This window comes from Archangium sp. Cb G35 (assembly GCF_001896145.1).
In the GTDB taxonomy this organism is placed as follows: Bacteria; Myxococcota; Myxococcia; order Myxococcales; family Myxococcaceae; genus Archangium; species Archangium violaceum.
In genome coordinates this window covers 258,022-271,000 of record NZ_MPOI01000002.1, presented here as the reverse complement: position 1 = coordinate 271,000, position 12,979 = coordinate 258,022, and the positions used below count along the sequence as shown (strand labels likewise).

General features: G+C 69.3%; 9 protein-coding genes. 4 read left to right on the top strand and 5 right to left on the bottom strand.

Annotated elements, in window-relative coordinates; translation table 11 throughout:
- Window positions 1-4: 4 nt before the first annotated feature.
- The gene (locus BO221_RS07445; protein ID WP_073559690.1) at window positions 5-2,953 is read right to left on the bottom strand and encodes a serine/threonine-protein kinase; all 2,949 of its coding nucleotides are present in this window, start codon (window positions 2,951-2,953) and stop codon (window positions 5-7) included.
- 303 nt (window positions 2,954-3,256) lie between these two features.
- On the opposite strand from BO221_RS07445, the gene BO221_RS07440 reads away from it, so the two are divergent.
- Entirely contained in the window at window positions 3,257-4,561 is a 1,305-nt protein-coding gene (locus tag BO221_RS07440) for an MFS transporter (protein WP_073559689.1), read from the top strand.
- Between the two features lie 114 nt (window positions 4,562-4,675).
- On the opposite strand, the gene BO221_RS07435 is transcribed toward BO221_RS07440, so the two are convergent.
- From BO221_RS07435 to BO221_RS07425, 3 genes are all read right to left on the bottom strand, one after another.
- Window positions 4,676-5,236, bottom strand: coding sequence for a hypothetical protein (locus tag BO221_RS07435; RefSeq protein ID WP_073559688.1), 561 nt, complete (start codon window positions 5,234-5,236; stop codon window positions 4,676-4,678).
- Window positions 5,237-5,240: 4 nt separating this feature from the next.
- The gene (locus tag BO221_RS07430; RefSeq protein ID WP_083680827.1) at window positions 5,241-5,708 is read right to left on the bottom strand and encodes a hypothetical protein; all 468 of its coding nucleotides are present in this window, start codon (window positions 5,706-5,708) and stop codon (window positions 5,241-5,243) included.
- A 120-nt stretch (window positions 5,709-5,828) separates the two neighbouring features.
- Window positions 5,829-6,821 carry a bestrophin family protein gene (locus BO221_RS07425; RefSeq protein WP_198956074.1) on the bottom strand — a complete coding sequence of 331 codons (993 nt, stop codon included), beginning with the start codon at window positions 6,819-6,821 and terminating at the stop codon, window positions 5,829-5,831.
- 118 nt (window positions 6,822-6,939) lie between these two features.
- Between BO221_RS07425 and BO221_RS07420 the strand changes: the two genes are divergently transcribed.
- Both BO221_RS07420 and BO221_RS07415 read left to right on the top strand, forming a co-directional pair.
- Window positions 6,940-7,584 (top strand): carbonic anhydrase, encoded by a 645-nt coding sequence (locus BO221_RS07420; RefSeq protein ID WP_073560251.1) that lies wholly within the window; start codon window positions 6,940-6,942, stop codon window positions 7,582-7,584.
- A gap of 96 nt (window positions 7,585-7,680) precedes the next feature.
- Window positions 7,681-8,841, top strand: coding sequence for an ABC transporter substrate-binding protein (locus tag BO221_RS07415; protein ID WP_073559687.1), 1,161 nt, complete (start codon window positions 7,681-7,683; stop codon window positions 8,839-8,841).
- Window positions 8,842-8,863: 22 nt separating this feature from the next.
- Here the strand turns inward: BO221_RS07415 and BO221_RS07410 are convergent, their stop codons facing one another.
- Window positions 8,864-9,232 carry a hypothetical protein gene (locus tag BO221_RS07410; protein ID WP_143195322.1) on the bottom strand — a complete coding sequence of 123 codons (369 nt, stop codon included), beginning with the start codon at window positions 9,230-9,232 and terminating at the stop codon, window positions 8,864-8,866.
- Window positions 9,233-9,561: 329 nt separating this feature from the next.
- Between BO221_RS07410 and BO221_RS07405 the strand changes: the two genes are divergently transcribed.
- Window positions 9,562-12,879, top strand: coding sequence for an amidohydrolase family protein (locus BO221_RS07405; protein ID WP_073559685.1), 3,318 nt, complete (start codon window positions 9,562-9,564; stop codon window positions 12,877-12,879).
- Window positions 12,880-12,979: the final 100 nt, after the last annotated feature.

Genomic DNA, 12,979 nt, shown 5'->3' with positions numbered 1-12,979 from the left:
TCTCTCAGCCGCGCGGCGTCTGGGTGCCGAGCCACGCCTCGACGCGGGCGCGCAGGGACTCGGTGCCGGGCTGGTCCAGGGTGCTCACGGCCTCCTGGGCGAGCACCCGGGCCCGCGCGGTGTCCTTGTGCGCGTCCGCCAGCGCCCGGGCGAGGGCGAAGCGCGTCTCGGCCAGCTCCACCGGCGCCACGGTGTGCTTCACGCGCAGGGCCAGTGCCTGCTCCAGCGGCCCGAGTGCCTCCTTGGGGCGGCCCAGCTTCAGCAGCGCCTCGCCGCGGCCCGTGAGCGGCCCGGCCAGCTCGGGGTGCTGTGCGCCCAGGGTCCGCTCACGCAGGCGCACCGCCCGCTCGAAGTGGCCCAGCGCCTCGGCGGGGCGCCCGGCGTCCACCAGCACCAGGCCCAGCGAGCTGCTCGGTCCGGCCACGTCCGGGTGCTCCGGCCCGCGGGCCAGCTCCGCGGCTTCCACCGCCTGGTGCAACACCTGGAGTGCCTCGTCCGTCTTCCCGTCCCGCCACAGCACGCCGCCCAGCGCGTCCAGCGCCATGGCGCGGAAGGCGTGGCGCGGCGACAGCGAGCGGTCGACGATGGCGACGCCCTGGCGCAGGGGCTCCAGCGCCTCGGCGTGGCGGCCCAGGGCGCTGAGCGTGGTGCCCAGGCTCACCAGCGAGCTGCCCACGCGCGGGTGCTCGGCGCCCAGGGCCTTGCTGAAGGCGGCATAGGCGCTCTGGTACACCTCGAGGGCCTCGGTGTGGCGTCCCTGGGTGCCCAGCGTGTTGCCCAGCCGGCGCAGCACCATGGCCACCTCGGGGCTGTCCGGCGGGGACACCGTCCGAAGCGCGGCGAGCGCGTTGCGGTGCGACGTCTCCGCGGCGCCCGCGTCGCCCTGGGCGGCGTACACCAGCCCGTGGGCGCTCTCGAGTCCGGCCAGCAGGCGGCCCTCGCGCCTGGTGCGCACCAGCAGGGCGCGGGCCTGGCGGTACCAGTCATGCCCGTCCTGCACGCGCGCCACGTCGTAGGCCACCAGCTGGGTGAGGGCCACCAGCGCCTCGGCGCGCACCTCGTCCAGCCGCACCTCGTCGGCCCGCCACATGGCCTCCTTGAGGGTGCGCTCGGCCTCGGAGTTGCCGAAGCCCGCCTGCAACTGGCCCAGCTCCAGCAGGGCCTCGGCCTCCAGCGGGTGGTAGCCCAGGGTGCGCGCCTCGGTGGCCACGGGGGCGGCCACGGCCAGGCCCGCGGGGAACTGGCCGGAAATGCGCAGGGCCCGGGCACGCGCGAGCGACGTGCGCAGCTCCTCCACCCGGGCGGCCACCTCGGGCTCCTTGGGCGGCTCGCTGGCGGCGAGCGGATCCGCCGTGTCGCACGGGGCGAGCTCGGACAGGCCGCGCACGGCCTCCACGGCGCGCTCCACCACGCGGCCATCCGCCTCGGCGAGCACGTCCGTGAGGGCCTTGAGCTCCGAGCGCCGGCGCTCCATGCAGGTGGTGCGCGCGGCGAGCACCTCCTCGGAGGCCTCGCCGCGCAGCTTCGTCGCCTCGCACGCGCCGCGCTGGCCCTTCACCCACTGGGAGGCGTAGGTGTCGAGCCCCTCCTTCACTCCGTTCCACGTGTCGGCCGCGTAGGGGGCGCCGGTGGCGAGGAAGGCCTGGCGCATGGCGTCCTGGCGGGGCGCGTCCCACACGCCGTCCATGCGCGCGGCCACGCCCTGGCACAGGCCCTGGCGCTGGTGCCACTCGCCCACGGCGCCGGCCACCATGGCCACCAGGAAGGCGCCGGCCACGGCGACGAAGGCCTGGCGGCGGCTGCGGGCGCTCGGGTCGTCATGGAGCGCGTCCAGCAGCGCCTGCATGGAGACGTAGCGCTCCTGGGGTTGGACGTGGAGCCCCTTGAGGACGACGCGCCGCACCCACGTGGGCACCCCCGAGTCGCGGGGTGGCGGGCGCAGGTTGCCCTCGAGGGTGGCGCGGGCGAGCGCTGCGGCCCCGCTGCCGGCGAAGGCGTGCTCGCGGTAGAGGGCGTAGTAGAGCGTGGCGCAGAAGGAGAACTGATCGGCGCGGGCGGTGACGGCCTGCTGGCGGTACTGCTCCGGGGCCATGTAGCCCGGGGTGCCCATGATGTGGCCGTGGCGCGTCACCGGCGTCTCGCGCGGCTCGCGCGTGCTCGGGGCGGAGAGGGAGCCGGACTCGGAGGTGGCGGGCAGCTCGGCGCGGAGGATGTCCGCCAGGTCCACCGGGGTGGGCGCTCCGGGGGCGCCGCTGCCCTGCTCGCAGGCGAGGCCGAAGTCGAAGACGAGCACGCGCCCATCGCGCCCCACCAGCACGTTGTCCGGTTTGAAGTCGCGGTGGACGAGCCCGGCGGCGTGCGCGGCCGCCAGTCCCCGGCCCGCCAGTGTGAGGGCCTCCACCACCTCGCGCCAGCCGCGCGGCTGCTCCTTGAGCCACTGCCGCAGCGTGCTGCCCTCCACCAGCTCCAGGGCGATGAAGACCTGGTCCCCGTGCTCGCCGATGTCGTAGACGGGCAGCACGTTGGGGTGCGACAGGCGGGCCATGGCCTGCGCCTCGCGCATCAGCCGCAGGCGGGCCTCGCCCCCGTCCAGCCCCTCGCCTCCGGGCAGCAGCAGCTTGATGGCCACCCGGCGGTTGAGCTGGGGATCGAACGCCGCATACACCTCGCCCATGCCGCCGGCGCCCAGGCGCTCCAGCACGAGGTAGCGGCCCACGGAGGTGCCTCGGGGCAGGGGCTGTCCCTCGGGGGCGGTGGGCAGCGGGAGCGGCGGGCCCACGACACAGGTGGGCTCGGTCTCTCCCTCGCACTGGCGGGCGTGGCGCTGCAGCTCCTCTTCCAGCACCTGCGCGAAGTCGTCGGCGTCTCCCGGGCGGTCGTCCGGCTGCCGCTCACCCGCCGTTTCCGGTAGGGCGGCTTGCTGCTCCGGCTGGGACCGCTTCAGGCTCTCCACCGCATCCCCCTGACGACGTCAGGCCCTCGTGTCGAATCGAGGCCAGAATATTACAACCGTGAAAAAACGGAAATATTGTTGATCCAATTTTTCGAGGAACTTCACTCCTACACGGCGGTGCATCATGGCCCAAAGGGCCCGGTGTGTCTTGCAGCCAGACGGACGGGCCCCTGTTAGCAGGTGAGGGCCTGGGAGGCGGGGCGGAGGCCCCGGCTGACCCTACTTTTAACGAGAGGTGGTGCCGTTCGCTTGGGGCCGTGAAGCGGCGGTGCGGAGGCATACACCAGGTGAGGAGAATCGGGAATGGGGGTGCGAGGAGTGGAAGGGCAGCGGGAGAGTGGGTGGAGGTTCCTGCTGAGGGCGTTGGCGCACCGCAACTACCGGCTCTTCTTCATGGGGCAGAGCGTGTCGCTGGTGGGGACGTGGCTGACGCGGGTGGCGACGAGCTGGCTGGTGTACCGGCTGAGCGGCTCGGCGTGGCTGCTGGGGCTGGTGATGTTCTGCGGGCAGATTCCGTCGCTGGTGCTGGCGCCGTTGGCGGGGGTGCTGGTGGACCGGTGGAACCGGCACCGGCTGCTGGTGGTGACGCAGGTGCTGGCGATGCTGCAGTCCTTCGCGCTGGCGGTGCTGGCGCTGACGGGGGCCGTGGCGGTGTGGCAGGTGGGGGCGCTGTGCCTGGTGCAGGGGTTGATCAACGCCTTCGACGTGCCGGCGCGGCAGTCCTTCGTGGTGGAGATGGTGGATGACCGGGCGGACCTGGCGAACGCGATTGCCCTCAACTCCTCCATGTTCAACGTGGCGCGGCTGCTGGGCCCGTCGGTGGCGGGAGGGCTGATTGCGTGGGTAGGGGAGGGTGGGTGTTTCCTGATTGATGGGTTCAGCTACCTGGCGGTGATTGCCTCGTTGCTGGCGATGCGGCTGAAGCGGACGCCGCGGGTGGAGCCGCACGGCGAGGTGTGGAAGGAGCTGAAGGAGGGCTTCCGGTACGCGTACCACTTCACGCCGATCCGGGCGCTGCTGGGGATGCTGGCGGTGATGAGCGTGATGGGGATGTCCTACACGGTGCTGATGCCGCTGATGGCGACGCGGGTGCTGGAGGGAGGCCCGTCGACGCTGGGGTTCCTGATGGCGGCCACGGGACTGGGGGCGCTGGGAGGAGCGGGGTACCTGGCGTCGAGGCGGTCGGTGATGGGATTCGAGAAGACGATCATGCGGACGGGGGCGTTGTTCGGGGCGGGGCTGGTGGCGTTCGCGGTGTCGAGGTGGATGGGGGCGTCGCTGGTGCTGTTGGTGGTGGTGGGCTTCGGGATGATGGTGATGATGGGGGCGAGCAACACGCTGTTGCAGACGATCGTCGAGGAGCGGATGAGGGGGAGGGTGATGAGCTTCTACGCGATGGCGCTGATCGGAACGGCGCCGTTCGGGAGCCTGTTGGCGGGGGCGCTGGCGGCGCGGATGGGTGCACCGGTGACGATCGGAGTGGGAGGAGTGGTGTGCCTGGGAGTGGCGGGGTGGTTCGGGGTGAAGCTACCGGCGTTGAGGGAGCGGGTGAGGCCCATCTACGAGCGGTTGGGCATCATTCCCGAGGTGGGCCCCGCGAAGGACTGAGCCCATCCACGCCCATTTCCCAGCCGAGCCCATTTCCCCTCTCCCCTCGGGAGAGGGACGGGGTGAGGGTGTCGCGGACCCCAGGTTGAACCCCGTGGTTGGCCGGTGTGCTCCTCAAGGCAAGGAGGCAGGCTCACTCGTGAAGAGCGCGTGGAAGAGCGTGGTGTTCGGCGGTTCCACCGGCTCGACATGGAGAGGAATGTGAATGCCGGCCATATCGCGCGGAAGCGCGTCCACGCGGAAGTTCGCTTCAATCCTCCTGGAGATGGCATCTGCGGGGTGTTGCATTTCAGCCGGGAGCGGCTCGAAGAAGACCCTGCGGTCGTGTCGCTTCTTGTCCATCAATATGTAGTCCACGCCATAAACCGTATAGACGGGCGCCAGGATGCTGACGCACCCGACGACGATGAACCGGCGCGCGCTCGATGAATCGTCTACAGGCGAGTAGGCCGCGCACCGGAAGCAGGCATCGGGAGTCGCGGTGGCATTGCCGAGAGTGAAGCCAGGAAGCTCCCGCCTGAGTTCATCCAGGAGAGCCCACCATTGATCGAGCTTCTTGAGCTCCAGTTCCCACAGATCGGTGAGCCGTCTGTGCTCGGGGCTACCATCGTAAGCCTTGTCGGCGCGCCAGTAGTTCCGAGCAATCGCCAGAAGTTCTTCCGTCGAGAGGAGCATGTGGTCAGCGCTCTGCCCTGGCGGATTCGGCTTTGGGATGACATGCCGTCTTGACGCGAGAGCCAACGACGGCGGCATCGAGAGTCAAATGAAATGCCGTCTTGAAGTTTTCACACAAGATGCCCATGGGTGTCTCGATGGTCGTGGGCGCAAAGGCGATTTGCGCCGCGGCATTGCCAGAATCCGCCGCGATGCGCTGGGCGGCTGGAAGAGTGATCAAGCCGTCCTCCAGGGTCTTTATCGGCATGTCGACGCCCATTTTGCAGATGATGGCGTCTCCCGTATCGCTCTTGATGGGCAACCGAAGACAGGCCGCACGCCACCCGCCTGCTTCGTCGCCGCGTTGCTTGACGATGGTGACAAACCGGAAGTTCCTCGGCACGAGCGCCCCCTCGACGAAGGTGACGGTTCTCGGCGTCGTGCATCCTGAGATCAGCACGGCAATGAGCAGAGGAAGTGCGTAGGCGTTCACGGCTGCTCCTCGAAGGGGCTCCCTGGGCTGTGGAGTCCACGAGCCGCCGATCTCAGAAAATAGCTGATCGCCAAGTCAATCCATTGGGGCTGGTCAGGTGCTGAAAACCCAACGGAGCCGTCACCCATCCGTATGCCGGGGCTCGGAGAATGGGGACTCCATGCTCCACGGCCGTGACACCGTGCTCCACTCCTCGGTGTCGAGCAAGGCGAGCAGGTTGCCCTGGATGGTTTCGCAGATGGGATCCAGCGGCAGGTGGCTGAGGTTCTTGGGGGAGAAGGGGTTCTCCAGCTCGACGGCGATCTGATCGATGGCGAGGAGCGGGTACGCCACGAGCGCCGTCACCAGCCCCGGGAACCACCACGTGTCCACCGCGGCGATGGGAAGGGCGAGCAGATAGAGAACGATGAACCGCCGCAGCTTGGACGTATGCACCTTGGGCAGAGGCGTCTTGAGGATGCGTTCGCAGCCGCCCACGTGGTCGATGAGCTGGGTGCGCTCGCGGTCCACGGCGAGGAAGGCGACGCGGTCCATCTCCCCGTGATCGACAGCGTCGCGCAGCATGCCGGCGATGACCCGGGCGACGAAGGTGGGCATGTGCTGCGCGCGGGCGATGCGCTCCACCGCATGGTCATCCTGGAGCAGTGGGCGCAGCTCGGGCACGTCGCGCTCGCCGCGCAGGCTGCGCCGGGACACGTGGCAGAAGGCGGCCGTCCATCGCACGAAGCGCTCGCGCCACTCGGGGTCGCTCGGACCGTAGGAGAGCCCCGCGATGGCCAGGTTGCGCGACTGGTTGACGATGCCGCCCCAAAGCTTGCGCGCTTCCCACCAGCGATCGTAACCACTGTTGGTGCGCAGCACGAGCAGCAGCGCGAGGAAGGCGGCGGTGAACTGCACGGGGCCGCTGCCCATGGGCGACCAGTCGAGCACCTCGTGCACGAGCCCGACGAGCAGCCCATAGACTCCGAAGAAGAGCACCCGCGGCATCACGAGCGGCGTCACCGTGCCCTTCCAGGCGAGCGCATCGCGCCAGAAGCGGCGGGCCCAGTGCTCCCGGGTGCTCGCCGACAGCAAGGGCTGCTGGGCCTCGGCCCTGTTCTTGCTCGTGCTCAAAGGCATACCCGGAGAGGTAGGTCCCCGGGGGGGCCGTGACAAGGACGGGGACGGGCGAGCAGCCGCCGGGTGCGGATTCCAATGGACGGCACCACCCATGGAGGAGAGGCTCGCGGCCATGACCATCGCAGGCATTCCCCCCGCTCCCCTGCCCGCCGACCAGGCGCTCCAGCGTCTGCGGGAAGGCAACCGCCGCTTCGTCCAGCACGTCCGCATCCCGGACGCCGCGGGCGAGCGGGCGGCCCTGGCCGCCGGGCAGAGTCCGTTCGCCGCCATCCTCTCGTGCTCGGACTCGCGGGTGCCGTCGGAGCTCGTGTTCGATCAAGGCCTGGGAGACCTGTTCGTCATCCGCGTGGCGGGCAACGTGGTGGCGCCCTCGCTGGTGGGGAGCGTGGAGTTCGCGGCGGCCACCTTCGGCACGCGGCTGGTGGTGGTGATGGGCCACTCGCGCTGCGGCGCCATCAAGGCGACGCTGGACTTCATCCAGCACCGCGTGGACGTGCCCTCGGAGAACATCCACGACATCGTGGACCGGTGCCGGCCGGCGGTGGAGAGCGTGGTGCATGCGGCCGGGCCGGGCGTGGACCAGGCGCGGCTGGTACACGAGGCCGGGCGTGCCAACGTCCGCCAGTCCTGCGCCCACCTGCGCCACGGCAGCCGGCTGCTCGAGCGGCTCATCCAGGAGGAGGGGCTGATGGTCGTCGGCGCCGACTACTCTCTGGACACCGGCGAGGTCGACTTCTTCGACGGTTTGCCGCAGTAGCGTCCGGCGGCGCCTGCATGCCTCGCGGGGCGGGTTGCGGAAAACGCGTGCCCTTCGCAGGTCTCCGGAGCATCGTTGGATGCAGGGGGTCTGCCCATGTCCGTCGCGCGATCGCGGTTCCTGCCGCTCGTCCTCTTCCTTTCGCTGCTGGCGGGCTCGGGGGCGCAGACCCCCTCACGGCGGGACGCACCCGCTTCCCCTGGCCGGACGATGCGGGTCGCCTTCATCAACATGCTGGCGCCGACCAATCCCATGCATCGCGGTCTGGGGGACGCCACGCGGGCCGCGGCGCATGACCTGGGAGTCGGCCTGGTCCAGTACGACGCGGCGTACTGGCCAGCGGAGAACCTCGAGTTGGTCCGCCGTGTGGTGAGCGGCCCCGAGAAGCCCGACTACCTCATCATCTCGATGCACCGGGGCATGTCGGTCCGCATCCTCGAGCTCGCCGAGCAGGCCCGCGTCCCGGTGTTCGTCATCATCACCGGGCTGAACGCCGAGGAGCGGGCGCGCTTCGGAGGGCCCCGCGGGTCCTTCAAGTCCTGGCTCGGCCAGATGGTGCCGGACGATGTGGTGGCCGGACAGCGGCTCGTCCGCCTCCTGCGGGACGCGGCGCAGGGGCTGGCACCCGGTGCGAGGGGAGAACGCAAGGGGCTCGTCGCGCTCACGGGGCGGGGGGATGACTACGCGCTGAAGCGCATCGAGGGTCTGCACCAGGCCCTGGGCGAGCTGGAAGACATCGAGTTGCTCCAGGCCGTGGACGTCATCGTCTGGGAGCCGGAGATGGCCCATCGCAGGATGTCGCTGCTGTTGCGCCGCTATCCGGACCTGCGGCTCGTCTGGGCCACCAATGATGTGATGGCCCTGGGGGCGCTGCAGGCGTTGGAGGAGGCGGGCCGCCGTCCCGGAGCGGATGTGCTGGTGGGGGGCATGGGGTGGACACCGCGGGCCCTCGAGGCCGTCCGGGAGGGCAGGTTGGTGACGAGCCTCGGGGGACAGACGCTCCAGGGGGCGTGGGCCCTGGTGCTGCTCTACGACTACCACCACGGCAGGGACTTCGCGTCCGAGCGGCTCTACTGGCGCACGGAGATGATCGCCATCACGCGCGGCAACGTGGACACCTATCTCCACCTGCTCGGGGCTCCGGCGTGGGAGAAGATCGACTTCCGCGCCTTCTCGAAGGTGGCCAACCCCGCCCTGAAGCACTACGACTTCTCCTTCCAGGCCTTGTTCGCGCAGCTGCGAAAGCACGAGCGCTAAGGACTGTTCCGGTCGGACAAATCTAATCCCCGGAGGGGTCAATCATCGCATGAGCCATCTTGAACTTCCTCAGGACCTCCAGCGTCCGGCTGGAAACCTCCAATCGAAAGTCCGGAGTGAGGCGGAAATCGGCATCGCGATCCTCGCCTGTAATCTTGAGCCATCGGAACTCTGGCAGGGTGCGTCCAGGGTATAGCTCCTGGAACTCTGGCGACGTGCTCACTTCGACATCGTCCAGGTTGAAACCGGTCAGCCCTGCCTCCTCCAGTGCCTTCGCGAGAAGGGAAGAGACGAGAAAGCAGGGGAAGACTTCCAGCAGTTCATCGCCCAGCCACCCCTCGAAGCGATGATGGAAGTGAGACACCGCAGGAGGATGAACCGACGTATTCATGATTGTATTCTCCCCCAGTTCTCCAGCGACCTCGGGAGACACCACCCACCGTTCCCTGCTCATGGATGCCTCTGTTCAATCTAAAGCGGGGGCTCGAAAAGCGCACCAAAGCACGGAGGAGCCCAGCCTACGGGAACATCACCGCGGAGACGATGATGCGTGCGCCGGGGCCAGGAGGGAACGCGGATTTCCCGCCCGCACCCGGCTGGGCTCGTTCTACCCGCACCGGACGTGGAAACGTGCCCGCCCGCCTGCTTCAACTCACTCCACACGTGACCTCGCCGGGGTAGGCTGCGCGCCCCATCACGCCAGACCGACGAGGAACCGCGGTGAACCGATTGAGCCTCCGTTGCCTCGCGCTCGTGCTGACGAGCGCGTTGCCCCTGTCCGCCCGCGCGCAGGCGCCGGCCCCCAAGCCCGCTCCGGCCACGCAGCCGGCGAAGGACGCGGGCAAGCCCGAGGAGAAGAAGCCCGAGGAGAAGTGGGACGTGAACGCGCCCGGCTTCCCCGCCACCCACGTGGACCTCGACGTCACCGAGGGCACGTGGATGAGCCTGGACGTGAGCCCCAAGGGGGATGAGCTCGTCTTCGATCTGCTGGGCGACCTCTACACGTTGCCCATCGGCGGCGGCGAGGCGAAGGCCCTCACCAGCGGCGTCGCCTGGGACATGCAGCCGCGCTACAGCCGGGACGGCAAGTCCATCGCCTTCACGAGCGACCGGGGTGGCGGGGACAACATCTGGGTGATGAAGCGCGATGGCTCGGAGCCCACGGCGGTGACGCAGGAGAAGTTCCGCCTGCTCAACAGCCCCGCGTGGTCGCCGGACGGGCAGTACCTCATCGCGCGCAAGCACTTCACCTCGCGGCGCTCGCTGGGCGCGGGTGAAATCTGGATGTACCACCGCTCGGGCGGTGACGGCGTGCAGCTCACCGAGCGGCCCAATGACCAGAAGGACGTGGGCGAGCCCGTGTTCTCTCCGGATGGGCGGTATGTCTATTACAGCCAGGACATCACGCCGGGGAAGGTGTTCGAATACAACAAGGACCCGAACGGCGAAATCTACGTCATCCAGCGGCTGGACCTGGACACGCGGGAGACGGAGCGCTTCATCACGGGCCCGGGCGGCTCCATCCGCCCCACGCCGTCGCCGGACGGCAAGTCGCTGGCCTTCGTCCGCCGGGTGCGCGGAAAGACAACGCTCTACGTGGCGGACCTGGCGAGCGGCGCCGAGCGCCCCATCTTCGACGGGCTCGAGCGGGACATGCAGGAGACGTGGGCCATCCACGGCGTGTACCCGGTGATGGCGTGGACGCCGGACAACAAGTCACTGGTGTTCTGGGCGGGCGGCAAGCTGCATCGCATCGACGTGGCGACGAAGAAGGTGACGCCGATTCCCTTCCGCGTGCGGGGCACCCGGACGATCCACGAGGCGGTGCGTTTCCCGCAGGCGGTGGCGCCCGAGAAGTTCAACGTGAAGATGCTGCGCTGGGTGCAGGTGTCTCCGAAGGGGGACAAGGTGGTGTACCAGGCGCTGGGGCACCTGTACGTGCGCGACCTGCCGAACGGCACGCCGAAGCGGCTGACGAAGCAGACGGACCACACGGAGCAGTACCCGTCGTTCTCGCGGGACGGGAAGAGCATCGTCTACACGACGTGGGACGACGAGAAGCTGGGCACGGTGCGGGTGGTGCCGGTGACGGGTGGCGAGGGCAAGGTGGTGAGCGCGAAGCCGGGGCACTACGTGGAGCCGGCGCTGTCTCCGGACGGGCGTTTCATCGTGTACCGGGCAACGGGCGGGGGCTATCTGCGCACGGCGTTGTACAGCCGGGAGCAGGGGCTGTTCGTGATGCCGGCGGCGGGAGGCGCGCCGAAGCGGCTGGTGAAGGACGGAGCGTTGGCGCACTTCGGGGCGGGCTCGGAGCGGGTGTTCTTCCTGACGGTGGAGCAGCGGGAGAAGGACGACGAGCGGGCGCTGAAGAGCATCCGGCTGGACGGGACCGAGCCGCGCACGCACGTGACGAGTGACGAGGCGACGGAGTACCGGGTGTCACCGGATGAGCAGTGGGTGGCGTTCCGGGAGAACTTCAACGCGTTCATCATGCCGTTGCCGCGCGGGGCGAAGGGCGCGGTGGCGAGCCCCGAGGGCAAGGCGCTGCCGGTGGCGAAGGTGTCGCGGGACGCGGGCGAGTGGCTGCACTGGTCGGGGGATGGGAAGCGGCTGCACTGGGCGTTGGGGCCGGAGCTGTACACGCGCGAGCTGAAGAACAGCTTCCGTTTCCAGGAGGGCGCGCCGGAGAAGCTGCCGGAGGTGCCGGAGAAGGGGATGGACATCGGCTTCCAGGCGAAGACGGACGTGCCGGAGGGGACGGTGGCGCTGGTGGGAGGCCGCGTCATCACGATGAAGGGGGACGAGGTCCTCGAGGAGGGCGTGGTGGTGGTGAAGGGGAGCCGCATCGTGGCGGTGGGCCCGAGGGGGAAGGTGGCGGTGCCGGCGGGGGCGAAGGTGGTGGACGTGAGCGGGAAGACGCTGATGCCGGGCATCGTGGACGTGCACTGGCACGGGGCGATGGGGGACGGGGGCGTGCTGCCGGAGCAGAACTGGAAGCTGTTGTCGTCGCTGGCGTTCGGCGTGACGACGGTGCACGACCCGTCGAACGACACGGGCTCCATCTTCGCGACGAGCGAGCGGGTGAGGACGGGGGCGATGGTGGGACCGCGGGTGTTCTCGACGGGGACCATCCTGTACGGGGCTGCGGGGGCCTCCCGGGCGCCGATCGATACGCTGGAGGACGCGCGCTCGCACCTGCGGAGGATGAAGGCGGTGGGGGCGTTCAGCGTGAAGAGCTACAACCAGCCGAGGCGCGACCAGCGGCAGAAGGTGCTCCAGGCGGCGCGCGAGCTGCAGATGATGGTGGTGCCGGAGGGAGGCTCGCTCTTCCAGCACAACATGACGATGGTGGTGGACGGGCACACGGGCATCGAGCACTCGTTGCCGGTGGACCATGCGTACGCGGACGTGCAGCAACTGTGGAGCCGGAGCGAGACGGGCTACACGCCGACGCTGATCGTCGCGTACGGAGGCGTGTGGGGTGAGAACTACTGGTACCAGAAGACGAACGTCTGGGATGACAAGAGGCTGTTGGCGTTCGCGCCGAGGCGGGTGGTGGATGCGCGCAGCCGCCGGCCGGTGATGGTGCCGGATGACGAGTTCAACCACTTCCAGATCGCCCGGGTGACGAAGCAGCTGAACGACAAGGGCGTGAGCGTGCAGTTGGGAGCGCACGGGCAGCGGGAGGGGCTGGGGGCGCACTGGGAGCTGTGGATGTTCGGGCAGGGAGGGATGAAGCCGCTGCAGGCGCTGAGGGCGGCGACGGTGTCGGGGGCGCGGTACCTGGGGCTGGATGGGGAGATCGGCTCGCTGGAGGAGGGCAAGCTGGCGGACCTGCTGGTGCTGGAGAAGAACCCGCTGGAGGATCTGCGCAACAGCACGAGCATCCGGTACACGATGGTGGGGGGGCACCTGTACGACTCGCTGACGTTGAACGAGGTGGGGGGGAGCGCGCGGAAGCGGGAGCCGCTCTTCTTCGAGCGGGAGGGTCAGGAGGCGTGGGGTCCGACGGCGACGGTGGGCACGCACGAGGACTGAGCGGGACGTTACGTGGCGAACCAAGGAGGAGTGAGAGGGGTGACCCACAATCCCCTCTCCTCCTTCGACAACGCTCGTCCGGGTGGGTTCTGCTAGAAGG